The sequence below is a fragment of the Candidatus Pelagibacter ubique HTCC8051 genome (assembly GCF_000472605.1).
Classification (GTDB): domain Bacteria; phylum Pseudomonadota; class Alphaproteobacteria; order Pelagibacterales; family Pelagibacteraceae; genus Pelagibacter; species Pelagibacter communis_B.
Genome location: NZ_KI421440.1, coordinates 1060572 through 1078557 on the forward strand (window position 1 = coordinate 1060572; position 17986 = coordinate 1078557).

Annotated in this window: 25 protein-coding genes, 1 tRNA gene and 1 rRNA gene; 12 read left to right on the forward strand and 15 right to left on the reverse strand. The window is 28.8% G+C overall.

Features of this window, described 5'->3' with window-relative positions:
- Positions 1-5 precede the first annotated feature (5 nt).
- Genes tolR through F754_RS0105750 form a run of 8 tightly spaced genes read right to left on the reverse strand, consistent with a single transcriptional unit; the run spans position 6 to position 4491 of the window.
- Positions 6-422, reverse strand: coding sequence for a protein TolR (gene tolR, locus F754_RS0105715; RefSeq protein WP_023648964.1), 417 nt, complete (start codon positions 420-422; stop codon positions 6-8).
- Positions 422-1096 (reverse strand): protein TolQ, encoded by a 675-nt coding sequence (gene tolQ, locus F754_RS0105720; RefSeq protein WP_023648965.1) that lies wholly within the window; start codon positions 1094-1096, stop codon positions 422-424. The genes tolR and tolQ overlap by 1 nt, the downstream gene beginning before the upstream one ends.
- A gap of 51 nt (positions 1097-1147) precedes the next feature.
- A complete protein-coding gene (locus F754_RS0105725; protein WP_023648966.1) occupies positions 1148-1648 on the reverse strand; it encodes a hypothetical protein in 501 nt (166 codons plus the stop codon).
- A complete protein-coding gene (locus F754_RS0105730) occupies positions 1648-2373 on the reverse strand; it encodes a YebC/PmpR family DNA-binding transcriptional regulator (RefSeq protein WP_023648967.1) in 726 nt (241 codons plus the stop codon). Before F754_RS0105730 ends, F754_RS0105725 begins: the two co-directional genes overlap by 1 nt.
- 8 nt (positions 2374-2381) lie before the next feature.
- Positions 2382-3185 carry a TIGR00282 family metallophosphoesterase gene (locus F754_RS0105735; RefSeq protein WP_023648968.1) on the reverse strand — a complete coding sequence of 268 codons (804 nt, stop codon included), beginning with the start codon at positions 3183-3185 and terminating at the stop codon, positions 2382-2384.
- The gene (locus F754_RS0105740) at positions 3182-3727 is read right to left on the reverse strand and encodes a 5-formyltetrahydrofolate cyclo-ligase (RefSeq protein WP_023648969.1); all 546 of its coding nucleotides are present in this window, start codon (positions 3725-3727) and stop codon (positions 3182-3184) included. Before F754_RS0105740 ends, F754_RS0105735 begins: the two co-directional genes overlap by 4 nt.
- Positions 3728-3733: 6 nt before the next feature.
- Positions 3734-4180 carry a cell division protein ZapA gene (locus F754_RS0105745; protein ID WP_023648970.1) on the reverse strand — a complete coding sequence of 149 codons (447 nt, stop codon included), beginning with the start codon at positions 4178-4180 and terminating at the stop codon, positions 3734-3736.
- Positions 4168-4491 carry a hypothetical protein gene (locus F754_RS0105750; RefSeq protein ID WP_023648971.1) on the reverse strand — a complete coding sequence of 108 codons (324 nt, stop codon included), beginning with the start codon at positions 4489-4491 and terminating at the stop codon, positions 4168-4170. Before F754_RS0105750 ends, F754_RS0105745 begins: the two co-directional genes overlap by 13 nt.
- Before the next feature lie 53 nt (positions 4492-4544).
- Here F754_RS0105750 and tkt point away from each other — a divergent pair, with 53 nt between their 5' ends.
- The 12 genes from tkt to F754_RS07725 all read left to right on the forward strand — a co-directional run bounded on the left by tkt (position 4545) and on the right by F754_RS07725 (position 14060).
- Entirely contained in the window at positions 4545-6509 is a 1965-nt protein-coding gene (gene tkt, locus F754_RS0105755; RefSeq protein WP_023648972.1) for a transketolase, read from the forward strand.
- On the forward strand, positions 6506-7513 hold the full coding sequence (gene gap / locus F754_RS0105760; protein WP_023648973.1) for a type I glyceraldehyde-3-phosphate dehydrogenase: 1008 nt from the start codon (positions 6506-6508) through the stop codon (positions 7511-7513). The genes tkt and gap overlap by 4 nt, the downstream gene beginning before the upstream one ends.
- On the forward strand, positions 7513-8691 hold the full coding sequence (locus tag F754_RS0105765) for a phosphoglycerate kinase (RefSeq protein ID WP_023648974.1): 1179 nt from the start codon (positions 7513-7515) through the stop codon (positions 8689-8691). Before gap ends, F754_RS0105765 begins: the two co-directional genes overlap by 1 nt.
- Before the next feature lies 1 nt (position 8692).
- The gene (locus tag F754_RS0105770; protein ID WP_023648975.1) at positions 8693-9703 is read left to right on the forward strand and encodes a fructose-bisphosphate aldolase class I; all 1011 of its coding nucleotides are present in this window, start codon (positions 8693-8695) and stop codon (positions 9701-9703) included.
- Positions 9690-10304, forward strand: a complete 615-nt coding sequence (locus F754_RS0105775; protein ID WP_023648976.1) for a thiamine phosphate synthase — start codon at positions 9690-9692, stop codon at positions 10302-10304. The genes F754_RS0105770 and F754_RS0105775 overlap by 14 nt, the downstream gene beginning before the upstream one ends.
- Positions 10301-10861 (forward strand): elongation factor P, encoded by a 561-nt coding sequence (gene efp, locus F754_RS0105780; protein ID WP_023648977.1) that lies wholly within the window; start codon positions 10301-10303, stop codon positions 10859-10861. The genes F754_RS0105775 and efp overlap by 4 nt, the downstream gene beginning before the upstream one ends.
- A gap of 5 nt (positions 10862-10866) precedes the next feature.
- Positions 10867-11607 carry an inositol monophosphatase gene (locus F754_RS0105785; RefSeq protein WP_023648978.1) on the forward strand — a complete coding sequence of 247 codons (741 nt, stop codon included), beginning with the start codon at positions 10867-10869 and terminating at the stop codon, positions 11605-11607.
- Positions 11608-11642: 35 nt separating this feature from the next.
- Positions 11643-11873 (forward strand): 50S ribosomal protein L31, encoded by a 231-nt coding sequence (rpmE, locus tag F754_RS0105790; protein WP_023648979.1) that lies wholly within the window; start codon positions 11643-11645, stop codon positions 11871-11873.
- The gene (locus F754_RS0105795) at positions 11874-12461 is read left to right on the forward strand and encodes a DUF1013 domain-containing protein (RefSeq protein ID WP_023648980.1); all 588 of its coding nucleotides are present in this window, start codon (positions 11874-11876) and stop codon (positions 12459-12461) included.
- Positions 12462-12515: 54 nt separating this feature from the next.
- Positions 12516-12710 carry a 30S ribosomal protein S21 gene (gene rpsU / locus F754_RS0105800; protein ID WP_008544401.1) on the forward strand — a complete coding sequence of 65 codons (195 nt, stop codon included), beginning with the start codon at positions 12516-12518 and terminating at the stop codon, positions 12708-12710.
- A gap of 6 nt (positions 12711-12716) precedes the next feature.
- A tRNA-Met gene (locus tag F754_RS0105805) sits at positions 12717-12793 on the forward strand.
- 31 nt (positions 12794-12824) lie between these two features.
- Positions 12825-14060 carry an oligosaccharide repeat unit polymerase gene (locus tag F754_RS07725; protein WP_023648981.1) on the forward strand — a complete coding sequence of 412 codons (1236 nt, stop codon included), beginning with the start codon at positions 12825-12827 and terminating at the stop codon, positions 14058-14060.
- Positions 14061-14070: 10 nt separating this feature from the next.
- Here F754_RS07725 and F754_RS0105815 read toward each other — a convergent pair whose 3' ends face one another.
- From F754_RS0105815 to rrf, 7 genes are all read right to left on the reverse strand, one after another.
- The gene (locus F754_RS0105815) at positions 14071-14769 is read right to left on the reverse strand and encodes a transaldolase (RefSeq protein ID WP_023648982.1); all 699 of its coding nucleotides are present in this window, start codon (positions 14767-14769) and stop codon (positions 14071-14073) included.
- Between the two features lie 8 nt (positions 14770-14777).
- Positions 14778-16175: an NAD(P)(+) transhydrogenase (Re/Si-specific) subunit beta gene (locus F754_RS0105820; RefSeq protein ID WP_023648983.1), complete on the reverse strand. Its 1398-nt coding sequence runs from the start codon at positions 16173-16175 to the stop codon at positions 14778-14780.
- On the reverse strand, positions 16175-16483 hold the full coding sequence (locus tag F754_RS0105825; protein WP_023648984.1) for a proton-translocating transhydrogenase family protein: 309 nt from the start codon (positions 16481-16483) through the stop codon (positions 16175-16177). The genes F754_RS0105820 and F754_RS0105825 overlap by 1 nt, the downstream gene beginning before the upstream one ends.
- Before the next feature lie 4 nt (positions 16484-16487).
- A complete protein-coding gene (locus tag F754_RS0105830) occupies positions 16488-17576 on the reverse strand; it encodes an NAD(P) transhydrogenase subunit alpha (RefSeq protein WP_023648985.1) in 1089 nt (362 codons plus the stop codon).
- 9 nt (positions 17577-17585) lie between these two features.
- Entirely contained in the window at positions 17586-17696 is a 111-nt protein-coding gene (locus F754_RS07730; RefSeq protein WP_082254669.1) for an aa3-type cytochrome c oxidase subunit IV, read from the reverse strand.
- A 5-nt stretch (positions 17697-17701) separates the two neighbouring features.
- A complete protein-coding gene (gene rpmJ, locus F754_RS0105835) occupies positions 17702-17827 on the reverse strand; it encodes a type B 50S ribosomal protein L36 (protein WP_008545413.1) in 126 nt (41 codons plus the stop codon).
- 13 nt (positions 17828-17840) lie between these two features.
- Positions 17841-17955 (reverse strand): 5S ribosomal RNA (gene rrf, locus F754_RS0105840).
- Between the last annotated feature and the right edge of the window lie 31 nt (positions 17956-17986).

Here is a 17986-nt window from a genome sequence, read left to right on the forward strand (position 1 = left end):
GTAAACTACCTTTGTTTTAATGGTTCTGAAATTAGTGCAACTTTAGTAAAACCAGAGCCTGATAAGAGACCCATTATTTCAAGCACTCTTCCATAGTTAATGGTTTTATCACCTCTAACATAAATTCTTGTGTCAGTTCTATTTTTTGAAACTGCCAAAACTTTTGCAATTATATTATCAAATTCAACTTTTGACTCTTGAATAAATATTTCACCTTTTGAGTTAATAGATAAAGTGAGTGGTTCTGACTCTTCCGGAAGAGAATCCGCTGAACTCTCTGGTAAATCTACTTGTACTCCAACAGTTAACAAAGGTGCCGTAACCATAAAAATGATAAGTAATACTAACATTACATCAACAAACGGGGTAACATTGATCTCACTCATAGGTTCTTTTGATGAGCGGTTTAACTTAAATGCCATTAAATTATTGTTAAAAATCTTTTTGAAAAATTTTCTAATTTTTGAGAATATTTTTGAGAATCTGTATTAAATTTATTATAAGCAACTACAGCAGGAATTGCAGCTAACAACCCTAATGCCGTAGCGAATAAAGCTTCGGCTATTCCTGGGGCTACGATTGCTAAACTTGTATTTCTTGAAATCGCAATAGATTGAAATGAATTCATTATACCCCACACTGTACCAAATAATCCAATAAAAGGTGCTGTGGAACCAACTGTTGCTAAAAAAGTAAAACCTTTGTCAATTTTAGACATCTGTTTTTCTATTCCAACTTCTAAAAAAGTGCTCATTCTTTCAGTTAAATTATTTTTGGATTTTTTTTTTAATAAACTTTCCATTGCATCTTGAAATACTTCCGCCATGGGATCATCAACTTTGGCCGGCAAACTATTATAAAATGTTTCTGCCGACTTAGAATTCCAAAACTTTTCCTCGAACTCTTCTGATGATTTATTTATTTTTTTAAATAGCCTAAATTTTTCTATAATTACTGCCCATGAATAAATTGAGCAAACTATCAAAATAATCATTACTGACTTTACAATTATATCTGCTCTTAAAAATAGGCTAGTTAAAGAAAAATCAGTATTGGTCCCTAATCCAACTGCTTGTGATGCGATATCAGCTTCCATATTTAACTCTTCACACTTAAATGTGTCATGAATTTGTCTTATATTCTTAATCTATTCCTCAATTTTGTAAGTTTCGTAATAAAAACTTGCTATTAAAATAGCATCAGCTTTATTGGAATCTTTTTTTCTTGATAAATGAGCAGAGAAATATGGGAAAATCTCAATTGCTTTTGTTCTACTTGCATCTTTTTCGGAATTTATAAGATTAAAATATTTTTTCCATTTTGCAGGTCTAACAAAATACATTGGTAATTGCATTGCCGAACATATCCCCTTTAAAATTCCAAATGACTGACCAAAGTTAAACATGCTTGTTACACCCTGACCCGGCATCGCTGATACTTGTTCAATAACTACTTTTACTTTCATATCGTTTTTATCCAACTTTTTAATTCTAACTGATATTTCATTAAAAATTTGAGAACCATTGACTTGTTTTTTATTTTTTTTACCTTCGGCCATAGTTGGCATTTCTACCACATCAATTATTTTTCCATCTTGAAAGAAACATATTGAACCTGAAATACCTGGGTCAATTCCAATTATAAGCATTAATTATTACTAAAATTTGCATTTGAAAAAATATTTTGTACATCATCGTCATCTTCTAATGTTTCTAAAAATTCTATTACACTTTCTTGCTTATCTTTTTCAACATCGGCATTATTTAATGCAATCCACTCTATTTCAGTTGAAATAAAATTTGCAACAACCGTTTCTAACTTTTTCTTCACATTATAAATATCACTTATAGGACACTGAATTTCATGAAATTCGTCATGAGAAATACATTCATCAGCACCTGAGTCAATCGCAAGTTCAAAGATGTTTTCATCAGAAATTTCTTTTTTATCAATTTTAATAATACCTAATTGATTAAAATTATGTGAAGCCGAACCCTGTGTACCTAAACTTCCACCACTTTTTTGAAATATAGTTCTAATATTTGATGCAGTTCTATTTTTATTGTCTGTTAAAGTTTCAACAATTACTGCTATTTTATCTGGGCCAAATCCTTCATATCTAAGATTTTCGAAATTAATACCTGATGCAGCTGAAGATTTGTCAATAGCTCTTTCAATATTATCTTTTGGCATATTGGCAGATCTTGCAGCTTGAATTGCAGACCTTAATCTTGGATTCATTGCTGGATCTTTATCACCAAGTTTTGCTGCTACACTTATCTCTTTAGATAATTTTGAGAAAATTTTAGATCTTTGTTTATCTGCTTTTCCTTTTGAATGCTTAATACTTGCCCACTTTGAATGACCTGACATAATTTTTTCTAAGTATTTTTTAACTGACCTCCAGAAATATAACTTTCAATATTATTTGCTAATCCAGTTTTTACATTACAATCAACAATTACACCACACAAAGTAGCATCTCCAATAGCTGGAAAATGTTTAATTGAATTTTTTTTTAAAAATCTATTCAATGAGTTTTCAGTATTCATACCAATAACAGAATTATAATCTCCACACATTCCAGCATCTGTTTGATATGCCGTGCCACCATTTAATATTCTTGCATCATTAGTTGGTATATGAGTGTGTGTTCCTACAACTAAAGAGGCGTTACCATCAAAAAAATGTCCAATTGCGTTTTTTTCACTTGTTATTTCACCGTGAAAATCGACTACTAGCAGATCATAGTCTTGTTTTAATTTATACTGTTCCATAAATTTATGTGAAACCTCAAAAACATCATCACATTTCTTCATAAAGACATTGCCCATTAAGTTTAACACTCCAATTTTTATATTGTCTTTAGTTTCATAAATATTAAAGCCCTTGCCTGGAGCTGGCTCAAAAAGATTTTTCGGACGTAATAATTTTTCCTCTTTGTCTATGAATTCCATTATTTCTTTTTGATCCCACACATGGTTACCAGTAGTAATAACGTCAACTCCACAATTAAAGAAATCATTGCATATTTCTTTAGTTAAGCCCACACCTTGAGCAGCTGCATTTTCACCATTAACAATTACAAAATCTATTTTTTTTGATTTAATTTCACTTAAAAGATTATTCATTATTTTTGAACAACCTGCAATTCCAACAACATCTCCTAAAAATAATATTCTCATTTTAAAATTTCTTTTTCTGTAATTATAAAATCTAATTTTTTATCATATTTACTAAATGGCATATTCTTAATTTTTTGATATGAAAATGCTAAACCAATTTTAATAACTTTTTTAATTTTTTCAATTTTTTCAATGTAACGATCATAAAAACCTCCACCATAACCTAATCTATTTAAATCATTATCATAACCTACTAATGGAACTAGTAAAATATCTGGATAAAATTTTTTTGAAGAAATAGGTTCAGGTATGCCAAACTTATTTATTTTTAATGGATCATTATTTGACCACTTAAAAAAGTCCATCTGATTATTTTTTCTTATTACTGGTAATGATATTTCAAAATTTTTTTTTTCTAATAAATCTAAAATTTCTAAATCATCTATTTCATGATTTGAGGGATAATATCCACCAAGATTATTAGTACTATCAGTATTTAATTTTAAAAAAGAAATAAAGTTATTTATATTAATTTTAAGATTTTTATTAAAATTATTTTTTCTAATTTTTAAAATTTTTTTTCTTATTTGAGATTTATTCACAGAAATTTATTGGGAAATATTTTTTAATTTTGTTTTCTCAACAAAATTAGATATCTCATCTGCAGCCTCATCAATTAATTGTTCATATTTTTTTTGATTAGCCTCAATTTCGTTTTTAAAATTTAAATGATTAGTATTCAATTCGTTAATCTCTTCGTGTTTTTTATCTCTATAGTCATAAATAAGTGATTTTAATTCTCTAAATTTATTTGAAAGATCTTTTAATTCATTTTTCTTTTGATCCACTTTTTTTTTGGTTTCATAATACTCATCCATAATTTTAACAGCGGTAATTAGGAGCAATTTATTTTCACCTAAATTTCCTAGATTATTTTTTAAATCATTAAACTTTTGATTGATATGAATTAGTAATTCTTCAAGATGCTCTTCCTGACCGTCCTCACATGACAACAAAAATTCTTTATTATTAAATTTAATACTTACATTTGCCATTTATCTATTTCTTCTAATAAAGTATCTGTTTCCTGATTTAATTCATCAATTTTATCAGAGAACTCTGCTTGTTTTTTTTCTTCTAACTTTTCTTTATCTTTAATTTCTTGAAGTTTTTTTGCTAAATTTGAGTGTTCCTCTAAAAGAGATTTATATCTGTCCTCTAATTGAGTTTTTTCAATTTCTAATTGAGTTTTTTGAAAATTCAAATTATCAATATTATTTTTTAAATCAGGACTGCTAAGATCTAAATTTTTTAACTCTAAAAGAGCTTCGTTTAATTTTTTTTCTTTTTCGATTATAGAATTCATATATATATATTTATATTATTAAATAGATTCTTCTTAGTCTAGTCAGGATAATTTTGAGCAAACTACACAATGATTTGGCAAATTGCATCAGATTTCTTTCAATTGATGCTGTGCAAAAGGCAAATTCTGGTCACCCTGGTATGCCAATGGGTATGGCAGATGTTGCAACAGTTTTATTTAAAAGTTTTTTAAGATTCAATCCTAAAAATCCAAATTGGCTTAATAGAGACAGATTTGTTTTATCAGCTGGTCATGGATCTATGTTACTTTACTCTCTTCTATACTTAACTGGATATAAAAGTATTTCACTCAATAGTATAAAAAAGTTTAGACAACTTAATTCAATTTGTGCTGGTCATCCAGAATATCATCCTAAAACTGGCATTGAGACTACAACAGGACCACTTGGTCAGGGAATTGCAAACGCAGTTGGTTTTGCAATTGCTGAAGAAATGTTAAAAAAAAAAATCGGTAAAGAAATTATAAATCATAAAACCTACGTTCTTGCTGGGGATGGCTGCTTAATGGAGGGAATAAGTCATGAAGCTATGAGTTTGGCTGGACATTTAAAACTAAAAAATTTGGTGATGCTCTTTGATAACAATTCAATATCTATCGATGGGCCAACTGACTTAGCAGTATCAGATAATTTTAAGAAAAGATTTGAAAGTTATGGCTGGGAATATGTTTTTATCGATGGTCATAATGAAAAAGAAATTTTTAAGGCTTTAAAAAAAGTTCAAAATGCAAAAAAACCAACTGTTATTTCCTGCAAAACTAAAATAGGTTATGGATCTCCAAATAAATCAGGCAAATCATCATCGCATGGAAGTCCTTTAGGTTTAGATGAAATTAAACTTGTGAGAAATGCACTAAATTGGAACTATAAACCCTTTGAGATTCCAAATAAAATTTTAAATGAGTGGAAAAAAATTGGTAAAAAGGGTCAGAAGCTTGAGATTGCTTGGAGAAAGATTTACGAAAAGAAAAAAGTAATAATAAATAATTTACTAAAAAATAATTTTACAAAAATTTTAAAAACTGAAAAAAAAAATATAATTAAAGAATTAAAAAGTTTAGCCACAAGAAAATCCTCAGAGCTTACTTTGAGTGCATTAACTAGTGTTGGTAATAATTTAATTGGAGGCTCTGCAGATTTAGCAGGATCGAATAACACTAAAACCAAACATCATAAAATAGTTAAGCCTGGTGATTTTAATGGTAATTACATTCACTATGGTGTTAGAGAGCATGCAATGAGTGGAATAATGAACGGGCTTGCACTACATAGCAGCTTTATTCCTTATGGTGGAACATTTTTAATATTTTCAGATTATTGTAAACCTTCAATAAGGTTGTCAGCATTAATGGAGCAAAGAGTTATTTATGTCATGACGCACGACTCCATTGGTCTTGGAGAAGATGGTCCAACTCATCAACCTATAGAACAATTGTCGGGCTTAAGATCTATTCCAAATCTTAATGTTTTTAGACCAGCAGATAGAATGGAAACTATAGAATGTTGGGAGCATGCGTTGAAAAGTTCAAAAACACCAAGTGTTTTGTCTTTAACTAGGCAAAATCTTGATCCAATAAGAAAAAAAATATCTAACATAAATAAATGTTCTCTTGGTGCATATGAAGTTTTGAGAACAAATAAAAAAATTCATTTAACAATGCTTGCAAGTGGTTCTGAAGTTAATTTAGCAATCGAGATTTGTCATAAATTGGCCAAAGATAAGATATATTCAAAAGTAATATCGATGCCTTGCCAAGATCTTTTTGATGTACAATCAAGCTTATACAAACAAAAAATAATTAATGAAACAAAAATAAAAATTTCCATAGAAGCAGCATCAACAGATTGTTGGAAAAAATATGTAGGCAACGATGGCTTATCTTTTGGAATTGATACATTTGGAAAAAGTGCACCTTATAAAGAAATTTATAAACACTTTGGTTTGACAGCTACAAATATTTCTAACAAATTAAAAAAAATGGTTAGAAGGATAATATGACTATAAATGTTGGAATTAATGGTATGGGAAGAATTGGTCGGATGGTAATAAGAGCAATTATTGAAAGTCAAAATAAAGATATCAAAATAAAACATATAAATAATAGGTCTAATTCTGAAGCAAGTTGCACGTTAATTAAACACGACTCTGTACATGGAAAATTTAATGCAGATCTTGATTACGATGAAAATCATTTAATTATAAATAAAAATAAAATTACTTTCTCTCAAGAGTCAAAAATTGAGGATATTAATTGGAAAAAATTTGGTGTTGATTACGTTTTTGAATGTACTGGAAAATTTAATTCTAAAGAAAAATTATTAGCACATATCAGTAATGGTGCAAAAAAAGTTATAGTTTCTGCCCCATGTAAGAATGCAGACAAAACCATTGTTTTTGGTGTAAATGAAAAAGAATTAACAAAAAATGATTTAATAATTTCTTCAGCATCGTGTACCACAAATTGTTTAGCACCAGTTGCAAATGTACTTCATAAAAATTTTGAAATCGAAAAAGGTTTTATGACCACCATTCATGCTTTTACAAGTGATCAAAGAATTTTAGATAATTCTCACAAAGACCCAAGGAGAGCAAGATCTGCAAGCCAATCGATTGTTCCAACATCTACAGGAGCCTCAAAAGCTATAGGGGAAATAATTCCATCATTAAAAGGTAAATTAGAAGGTGTTGCTATGAGAGTTCCAACTCCAAATGTTTCTCTTATTGAATTAGTTTTTTGTACTAAAAAGGAGATAAACAAAGAAAAAATCAATGAGGCCTTTAAAGAAGTTTCAAAAAATCAGTTGAAAAAAGTATTAGAAATAACATCTGAAAAACTAGTGTCCATTGACTTTAATCATAATTCTGCTTCAGCGATTATAGACTCGTCACTTACTAGCGTAGTAGGTAAAAATATGGGAAAAATTTCAGCCTGGTATGATAATGAATGGGGATTTTCAAATAGAATGTGTGACTTAGCAGAATACGTCCATAACATTTCTTAATGAAAAGTATAAAAAAAGAAAATAATCTTAATAATAAAAAAATATTATTAAGACTAGATTTAAATGTTCCTTTACTTGGTGATAAAATAACTGACACAACGAGGATTGATAAAATTCTACCTACTTTAAATTTTCTAATTTCTCAAAATGCAAAAATTATAATTATTTCTCATGTAGGAAGACCTAAAGGAAAAGTTATAAACGATCTTTCACTTAGACCAATATGTAAAGATTTAGAGATGAAATTAAGTCAAAATATAAAATTAATCTCTAAAGATGTAAAAGAAATTGTTCATAAAGATTTATTTGATAATGATGATGGAAAAATAATCATGTTAGAAAATATAAGATTTTATCCTGAGGAAGAAGAAAATAATCAAGAATTTGCAAAACAGCTTGCTAACTTAGCTGATATTTATGTGAATGATGCGTTCTCATGTTCTCACAGATCACATGCGTCAATTGATAAAATAACAAATTTTTTGCCTTGTTACTCTGGATTACAACTTGATTTAGAAGTTAATGCTTTAAAAAAAATTACTTCTGAAATTAAAAAACCTATAACCTGTATAATTGGTGGCTCAAAAGTCTCAACTAAAATAAATATAATTAAAAATTTAATTCCTAAATTTGATAACATTATAATTGTAGGTGGAATGGCTAACAATATAATTAAATATATGGGTAACAATATTGGAAAATCATTACAAGAAGAAAACTCTGAGTTAATTATTGAAGAAATTTTTTCACTTTCAAAAACAATGAATTGTAAAATAACATACCCTGAAGATATTGTTGTTGGAAAAGATTTAAATGGAAATCCTCAAATAAAGGAATTGAGTGAAGTTTCATCAGATGAAATGATTTTAGATATTGGTCCAAAAACTATAAAGGTTATTAGCAATATTATTGATGAAAGTAATACAATTTTATGGAATGGGCCCGCAGGATATTTTGAAAATCCAAGCTTTGCTAACGGTAGTATTGAAATCGCCAAGAAGATAGTTGAAAATAATAAATCTAATAAAATCTACTCAGTTGTTGGGGGAGGAGATACAGTTTCATTATTAAATAGTTTAAATTCGATAGAAGATTTTAATTTTGTTTCAACTGCTGGTGGAGCATTCTTGGAATATCTTGAAGGTAAGGAACTTCCTGGTATAAAAGTTTTAAATTAAAATGTCCGAACTTAATAAAATTGCTTTAAAAATTCTTTCAAACGGTAAAGGCATACTTGCTGCAGACGAAAGTAATGGAACTATGACTAAAAGATTGGATAAAGTAAATATTCAATCATCACCAGAAAATAGACTTCTTTTTAGAGAAACACTTTTTACAGCAGACAGTATGAGAGACTGTATTGGTGGTGTTATTTTGTATGACGAAACAATCAATCAAATATCAAATGATGGAAAAACAATCCCTTCTATAATCTCAGAAACAGGAGCTATTCCAGGAATTAAAGTAGACACTGGTGCAAAAGATTTGGCAAATTCATCAGAAGAAAAAATTACTGAAGGTTTAGATGGACTGAGAGAAAGGTTAAAAAGATATTATCAACTTGGAGCTAGATTTACCAAGTGGAGAGGTGTTTATAATATTTCAGAAAAATATCCCAGTAAACTTTCAATTAACTCAAATGCACACGCGCTAGCAAGATATTCAGCTCTAGTACAAGAAAGTGGGATGGTTCCAATCGTAGAGCCAGAGGTATTAATGGATGGTGAACATTCTGCAGATGAATGTTTAACTAAAACTTCTGAAGTAATTCAAAAATGTTTTGAAGAATTAATTGCTCATAAGATTGATTTAACAGGAATAATTTTAAAACCAAATATGATCCTTGCAGGAAACAAATCAAAAAATAAAATCTCTAACAAAGAAGTGTCATCCAAAACAATCGTGTGCCTTAAAAAATCTGTTCCACATGAAGTTCCTGGAATTGCTTTTCTATCTGGTGGTCAGTCAGAGTTAGAAGCAACAGAAAATTTAGATCTAATCAATAAAAATAATGATACTAATTTTATAATGACTTATTCATACGGAAGAGCTCTTCAACAAAGTGCTTTAAAATTCTGGTCAAAAAATATTAAAGACATCGAAGGAACTCAAAATATTTTTAATCATAGAGCAAGAATGAATACTCTAGCTGCTCAAGGCAAATGGTCAAGCAAACTTGAGAATAAATAAAAAAAGATTTATTTATCTTATTTCCCCAAACAAAATATATCCTCAATTCTATAAGGATTTAAAAAAAATATTTGAAACTGGTAAGGTTGGTCTTTTTCAACTGAGACTTAAAAAATATTCACTTACACAAAAAATTATAATTGGAAAAAAAATTCACCTAATATGCAGAAAAAATGGTGTAAAATTTTTAGTTAATGATGATCCTTTGCTTTCAAAAAAACTTAATGCTGACGGTTGTCATTTAGGGCAAAAAGATATGAGTTTAAAAGAAGCAAGAAAAATAGTTGGGGATAAAATTATAGGAATTACTTGTCACAACTCTGTGAAATTAGCAAAAGTAGCTATCAAAGATAAAGCTAGTTACATTGCCTTTGGTGCTTTTTTTTCTACTTCAACAAAAAAAGTAAAGTTTAAAGCTACAACAAACATTTTAAATAAAGTAAAAAACTTAACCAAAACCCCAATAGTTGCTATAGGAGGGATAAATTTTAACAATTATAAAAAACTGTTATTGAACAATGCAAATTTATTAGCTATTTCAGGCTACGTTTGGAATAATAAAAAATATAAACCTATAGAAAGTATAAAAAAACTTAAATGAAAATTAATGCAGGAGAAATTAGAGTAGGAATGCTTTTAGAATTCAAAAATGATCTATGGCAAGTTCTAAAAACTCAACATGTAAAACCAGGTAAAGGCGGAGCATTCGCTCAAGTAGAAATGAAAAGTGTAGGAAAAAACACAAAATTAAATGAGAGATTTAGATCTAGTGAAACTGTTGAAAAAGCATCTCTAGAGGAAACAGATTTTAACTATCTATATGAAGATGAAAATAACTATATTTTTATGAATCCTAAAACATATGACCAGATTGAAATTAAAAAAGATATTGTTGGAGAAAAAGGAAAATTAATGACTGAAAATCTTGACGTCTCAGTAAGTTTTTATAACGATAGCCCAATTTCAATTGAACTTCCAAACCAAGTCAAATGTAAAATCGAAACAACAGATGTTGCGCTTAAAGGCCAAACTGTTTCATCATCATATAAACCAGCCACTCTAGATAATGGATTTAATATTCAAGTTCCACCTTTTATCGAGTCAGGCGATGAAGTAATTATTGATACAAGAAGTTTCGAATATATAAAAAAGATATAACTTAAATGATTTCTATATCTGCAAATCTAAATATAATGATCAAAGCTGCAGAAAAAGCTTCTAAATCTGTAATCAGAGATTTTGGTGAGGTTGAAAAATTACAAGTATCCAAAAAAGGACCCTTTGATTTTGTTACAAAAACAGACAAACATGTAGAAAAAATTTTAATTGAAGAATTATCAAAAATTAAGAAAAACTACTCTTTTATAACTGAAGAAACTGGAATAATTAAAAATATTGATAAAGAAAATATTTGGATTATTGACCCAATTGATGGAACAACAAACTTTTTGCATGGAATACCTCACTTTGCAATTTGTATTGCACTTCAATCCAAGGATGAAATTGTAAGTGGTTTAATTTTTGACCCAATCAAAGATGAAATGTTTTTTGCTGAAAAAGATAAAGGAGCTTTCTTAAATAATCAAAGACTAAGAGTTTCAAAAAAGAACTCCATTGATGAATGTCTATTTTCAAGTAACCATGAAGGTGTTAAATTTAGTGATCTTAATATGAGATATAGCGGGTGTGCTGCATTAGATTTGGCTTACGTTGCTTCTGGTAGGCTTGATGGTTTTTTTCATAACAATATTAACCTTTGGGATGTTGCGGCTGGAGAGATAATGATTAAAGAGGCAGGAGGAATAGTAAACGATATTCATAAATTTGAAGTAAATAAGATTGATATTAAGGCTTCAAGTGCTGCAATTAATAGCAAAATGTTGGAAAATTTAGTTAACTTTTAATTGTGTTATAAAATTCTTTTGCTATAAGTCTCGATATGAAAAAAGACATTCATCCAAACTATCATACAATTAAAGTCGAAATGACTGATGGAACACAGTTTGAAACAAAATCGACTTGGGGCTCCGAGGGTGATTTACTAAAATTAGAAATTGATCCAAAATCTCATTCTGCATGGACAGGTGGTAAGCAGAAGTTAATGGATAAAGGTAGAATAAGTAAATTTAATAAAAAATTTCAAAACTTTAAATCAGATAAAAAAAATTAAATGTCAAATGCACCTCTGATGCCGATGGCTACTGCTGTTTGGCTAGTTGAAAATACAACTCTCACTTTCAAACAAATTGCAAATTTTTGTAACTTACACGAAGTTGAGATCCAAGGTATTGCTGATGGAGAAGTTGCTAAAGGCATTAAAGCCTATAACCCCATAATCTCAGGTCAACTTTCTAGAGAAGAAATTGAACTTTCATCTAAAGATGAAAATAGGCCATTGTTAATTAAAAGCACTGATATTGAAATATCAAATAATGAAAAAAAAATTAAAAAATATATACCTTTATCTAAAAGACAAGATAAACCAGACTCAGCACTATGGTTAATTAGGCAGCATAACTTGTTAAAGGACTCTCAAATTGGAAAACTAGTTGGAATAACAACAAATTCTGTCACTTCGATCAGAAATAAAAGCTATTGGAATTATAACAATCTTAATCCAAAAGACCCTGTTGCCCTTAACTTGTTTGCTCAAAAAGATTTGGTTGAAGCATTGGAAAAAGCTGAAAGAAGAATTAAGAGAGAGAAAAGAGAAAAAGAGAAAGCAAAAAAAGCAAAAGAAGTTTCAAACAATGAATAAATTTAATAGACATTAAAATCTTATGATGGTAGTCAGTCATCTTTAGAATTATATATGAAAATAGAAGTTAAAGATAATAATATTGAACAAGCTTTAAGAGTTCTTAAAAGAAAACTTCAAAGAGACGGTTTTTTTAAAGTAATTAAACTCAAAAATACATACGAAAAACCATCAGAAAAAAAGAAGAGAATTCTTCAGGAAAATATTAAAAGAGTTAAGAAATTAAACAAACTTAAAAATAGAATTTAAGTATATCGCGGGGTGGAGCAGTCTGGTAGCTCGTCAGGCTCATAACCTGAAGGTCGGCGGTTCAAATCCGTCCCCCGCAACCAATTAATTAATGATCTTAAAAAAAGAGTATTAATGAAAAAAAAATTATTGGATCAATTTGGTATTTTTTTACTTTCAACATTTCCAGTATCATTAATTGTTGGAAATTTTTTAATTAACATTTTTATCCTTTTACTTTCAATAAATTTTTTTTTAAATTTGAAAGAAAATAAAATAATTTTTAAAAATCAAATATTTTATTTAATGATTTTTTTTTTAACATCATTAATAATAAATGTAATTTTTAGCACAGATCCAATTAATTCGCTTCCTAGAGTAGTCAAAATATTACTTGTTATATTTTTTGTTTTTGAAATCAATAGATTAATTCAGAGTTACAAAACAAGTTATATAAAGTATATTTTTTTATCATGGTTTTGTATATTTCTTATTATTATTTTTGATATTGTTTTTGAATTAATATTTGGGCATAACATGACTGGTAACTCATCTAATATCCACGGTATGCAAGGGAGAATAGCAAGCTTTTTTGGGGATGAATTGGTTGTGGGTGCCTTTTATCACGGATTTATTCTTTTTTTCTTAAGCTATTGTTTTTTAGAACTTAAACCGAAGAATAATATTTTAATATTTTTAATTTTGGGAACTTTATTAATTTCTTTTTTAATCGGTGAAAGAACTAATTTTATTAAATCATTTATATCAATAATTGTGTTCGTATCATTATCAATTAAGATTAACTTAAAAGCAAAGTTTGCTTGTTTAACACTATTATTGGCTCTTATATTTACTTTTATTTATTTTAATCCAAGTTATAAACTCAGATTTGTTGATCAATTAAAACCTTTATTTACTTTAAATGGTTACTCAAATTTTTTAAAAGAAACACAGTATGGAGCTCATAGAAATGCTTCGGTAAAAATTTTTAAAGATAATTTATACTTTGGTGTTGGCATAAAAAACTTTAGATACGAAGTATCCAAAAAAAAATACGAAAATAAAGAATATAAAATGACTAACATGAGGCAATCAACTCATCCACATCAAATTCACCATGAATTTTTATCAGAAACAGGGTTATTTGGGTATGTATCTTTTCTATTATTTATGTTTTATTCTTTATATTTAGGCATTAAAAATTATTTAAAAGAAAAAAATTTATACCAACTATCAAGTATAATATTTATTACTACAACTTTAATGCCAATCCTTACATCTGGTAGTTTTCTATCTACGTTTACTGGTGGTATTTTTTGGCTCAATTATGCTGTTATGGTATCCTTCATTCAAAAAAATAAGGTGATCTAAAAAAAAATTTTTATATTTTAAAATTAGATTTTTTACTATCAACTAGGAATGCTTTAACAGTTTCCTTTGTAAGTTGGTCAAATGATTTTCCAAAATTTTCAATTTTTTCAATTGTTACTGGAGGCACTGTAATAATATGACAACCCAATTGTTTTGCTTGTAAATAGTTATAAGGTTCCCTAACACTTGCCCATAGTATCTCTACATTCTTAAATTTTTTAGCTAAAGAAATACTTTTTTTAAATTCTGGAACTGGGTCTTTACCTGTGTCACCTGCTCTCCCAGCAAATATAGAAATTATTACTTTTGTTTTTTTATTGATTAAGTTTAAAATTTTTTGAGTTTGTTTGGCACTATATACTGCTGTTATATTCATTTTAATGTTTTGGTTGTTTAATTCTCTAATAATTTTACCCATAAACTTACCTTTTGAATTTGTAATTGGCACCTTTACATAAACATTTTTCCCCCACGTATTTATTTGGATTGCTTGATTTTTTATCCCAGCATACTCATCGGCAAAGACTTCGAGTGAGACTGGCTTACTATTACATATTTTTAGGATTTTTTTTGAATAAGACTTATAATCTTTTGCTCCAGCTTTTCTCATTAAGCTTGGATTTGTAGTAAATCCTTTTACAATCTTTTTTTTATTAAATTTTTTAATTAAATTTAATTCTGCATTGTCACAAAATATTTTAATTTTCAATTAATTTCCTATAAGTTTTTAGTAATATCTTCAGTCATTTTTTTAGCATCTGCAAACAACATAAGAGTATTTTCTTTATAAAATAGATCATTATCTATCCCAGCATACCCAGGGGATAGACTTCTTTTTACAAATAAAACTGATTTACATTTTTCAACATCGAGAACTGGCATTCCATAAATTGGGCTTTGAGGATCCGTCTTTGCAACAGGATTTGTCACATCATTCGCGCCTATTACAAATGCAACATCTGCATTAGCAAAATCATTATTAATCTCTTCCAATTCAAAAACTTCATCATAAGGCACATTCGCTTCAGCTAACAACACATTCATATGACCAGGCATTCTTCCAGCAACTGGATGGATTGCATAAGAAACTTTAATATCATTTTTTTTTAATGTATCTACCATCTCTCTTAAAGCGTGTTGTGCTTGAGCAACCGCCATACCATAACCTGGTACAATGATGACTGATGATGCATTTTTCATTAAAAAGGCAGCATCATCTGCATTTCCACTTTTAACTGGTCTTTGTTCTTTACTTTGTGACGATGATGATTGTTCAGTTGCACCAAACCCACCTAAAATAACATTAAAGAATGATCTATTCATTCCTTTACACATTATATATGATAAAATTGCACCAGATGATCCAACTAATGCTCCTGTGATTATTAATGCAGTATTTTCCAGAGTAAAACCAATTCCTGCAGCAGCCCAACCAGAATATGAATTTAGCATTGAAATCACAACTGGCATATCTGCACCCCCAATTGGAATTATTAATAAAAATCCAATTAAAAATGATACAGCTAACAATATCCAAAATAAATTAGAAGATTGTGTAGAGCAAAGCAAATAAGTCAGAACAATTATTGAAATTAAAATTAAAGCATTTAGTGGATGCTGTCCTTTAAAGGTTATAGGTGATCCAGACATGATTCCTTGAAGTTTTAAAAAAGCAATAATTGATCCTGAAAAAGTTATTGCACCAACTACTGCACCAATCGACATCTCAATTAAGCTTCCAAGTTTAATTTTACCTGGAGATCCCAAATTGAAAGCATCTGGATTTAAAAAAGCGGCTATTGCAACAAATACAGCTGCAAGTCCTACCAGACTATGAAAACCAGCAACCAGTTCTGGCATCGCTGTCATTGGAATTTTATAGGCAATAAATGCACCTATTAATCCACCAATTAAAAGAAAGATTAATACAACAACGAATCCAGTTGAAAAATTACCAATTGATAAAAAAGTAACTGTAATTGCAATAATCATTCCCAAAATTCCAAAAAAATTTCCTTGTCTTGAAGTTTCTGGTGATGAAAGTCCTCTTAAAGCTAAAATAAATAATACCCCTGAAATTAAATAAAATATTGCTGATAAATTTGCTGATAACATTATTTATCCTTTTTCTTTTTTTTGTACATTGCAAGCATTCTTTGGGTTACAAGAAAGCCCCCAAAAATATTAATTGCTGCTAAGGATATTGCCAAAAACCCAAATATACTTGAGGTATTAAATATATTATCAGAATTACCTGCTAGACCTGCAATAATTGCTCCAACAATAATCACAGATGAAATTGCATTAGTTACGGACATTAAAGGTGTGTGTAGTGAAGGAGTTACACTCCAAACTACATAATATCCAATAAAAATAGAAAGGATAAAAATGCTTAATCTGAATATAAAAGGATCTATTTCCATAATTTTACTTTATTAAAGTTTTTTCAATTATTTCATCTTCTAAATTAATATTTATTTTCTTATTTTCTTGATCATATAAATTTGAGATAAAATTAAATACATTTTTGGCATATAAATTTGATGCAGAAGTAGGAAGTTGATTTAAAATATTACTTTCTCCCATTATTTTAACTCCATTTTTATCTACAATCTCATTAACTTTAGTGTAGGCTGTATTTCCACCTTGAATAGCAGCTAAATCATAAATAATTGAACCAGAAGTCATATTATTAATCATATCTTCTTTAATAATTACTGGTGCTTTTTTTCCAGGAATTAAGGCTGTACAAATTACTATATCAATTTTCTTCAACGTCTCTGATAACAAATCTTCTTGTTTTTTTTTAAATTCATCTGATGCTTCCTTTGCATAACCCCCTTCTGTCTCTAAATTTTCTGCACCTCCAACAGTTAAAAATTTTCCTCCTAGACTTTCTACCTGTTCTTTTGACGCCATTCTAACATCAGTAGCAAATACAATTGCTCCCATTCGTTTTGCAGTTGCAATAGCTTGAAGTCCTGCAACTCCAGCTCCAACAACTAAAACTTTTGCAGCTGGAATTGTTCCTGCTGCAGTCATCATCATCGGAATAGCTTTTTCAAATTTAGCAAAGGACTCTAATACAGCTTTGTATCCAGCTAGGTTTGCTTGGGATGAAAGTATATCCATAGACTGTGCCCTTGTAATTCTTGGAAGTAACTCAAGTGAAAAAGTATTAATCTTTTTTTCAACTAAATCGTTAATTTTTTCTTTATTATCATATGGATTTAATACTCCTATAAATGTTTGATTTTCTTTTAATAAAGAAATTTTATCATTATCTAATAAACCCAATTGAACAATAACATCTGCGTTTTTTATAATTTCACTTTCATCTTTTGAAATAGATACTCCAAATTCTTTATATTTTTCATCCTTAAATCCTAAATGACTTCCATAATTTTCAGGTAAAAAAACTTCAATACCCAGTGATATATATTTTTTTACAATCTCAGGGGTGATTGCAATACGTTTTTCAACTTTTTGATTTTCTGATATAGAAGCAATTTTCATACATTGATCTTATAATAAGAATATTGCCATTAAAACTAAAACTCCAATAACCGCGACAGATCCCCACAACACAAACTTTGTAAAATTGTTCCAGGTGCTTTTATGGTTTTCATTATCCATAAAAATTACTTCTGTCTTGCTTTAAATTTTGGATTAGTTTTATTGATTACGTAAACACGACCTCTTCTTCTTACTAATTTAGAATTTAAGTCTCTTTTTTTAATTGATTTAAGTGAGCTTTTTATTTTCATAATTATTTTTTAATGCCGGCAATGTCCTACTCTTCCGTGCCTTAAGACAAAGTACCATTGGCGCTGTAGGGCTTGACTTCCGAGTTCGGTATGGGATCGGGTATAACACCTACGCAATAATCACCGGCGTGTGTGTTATACCTAATAAATTTATATTGT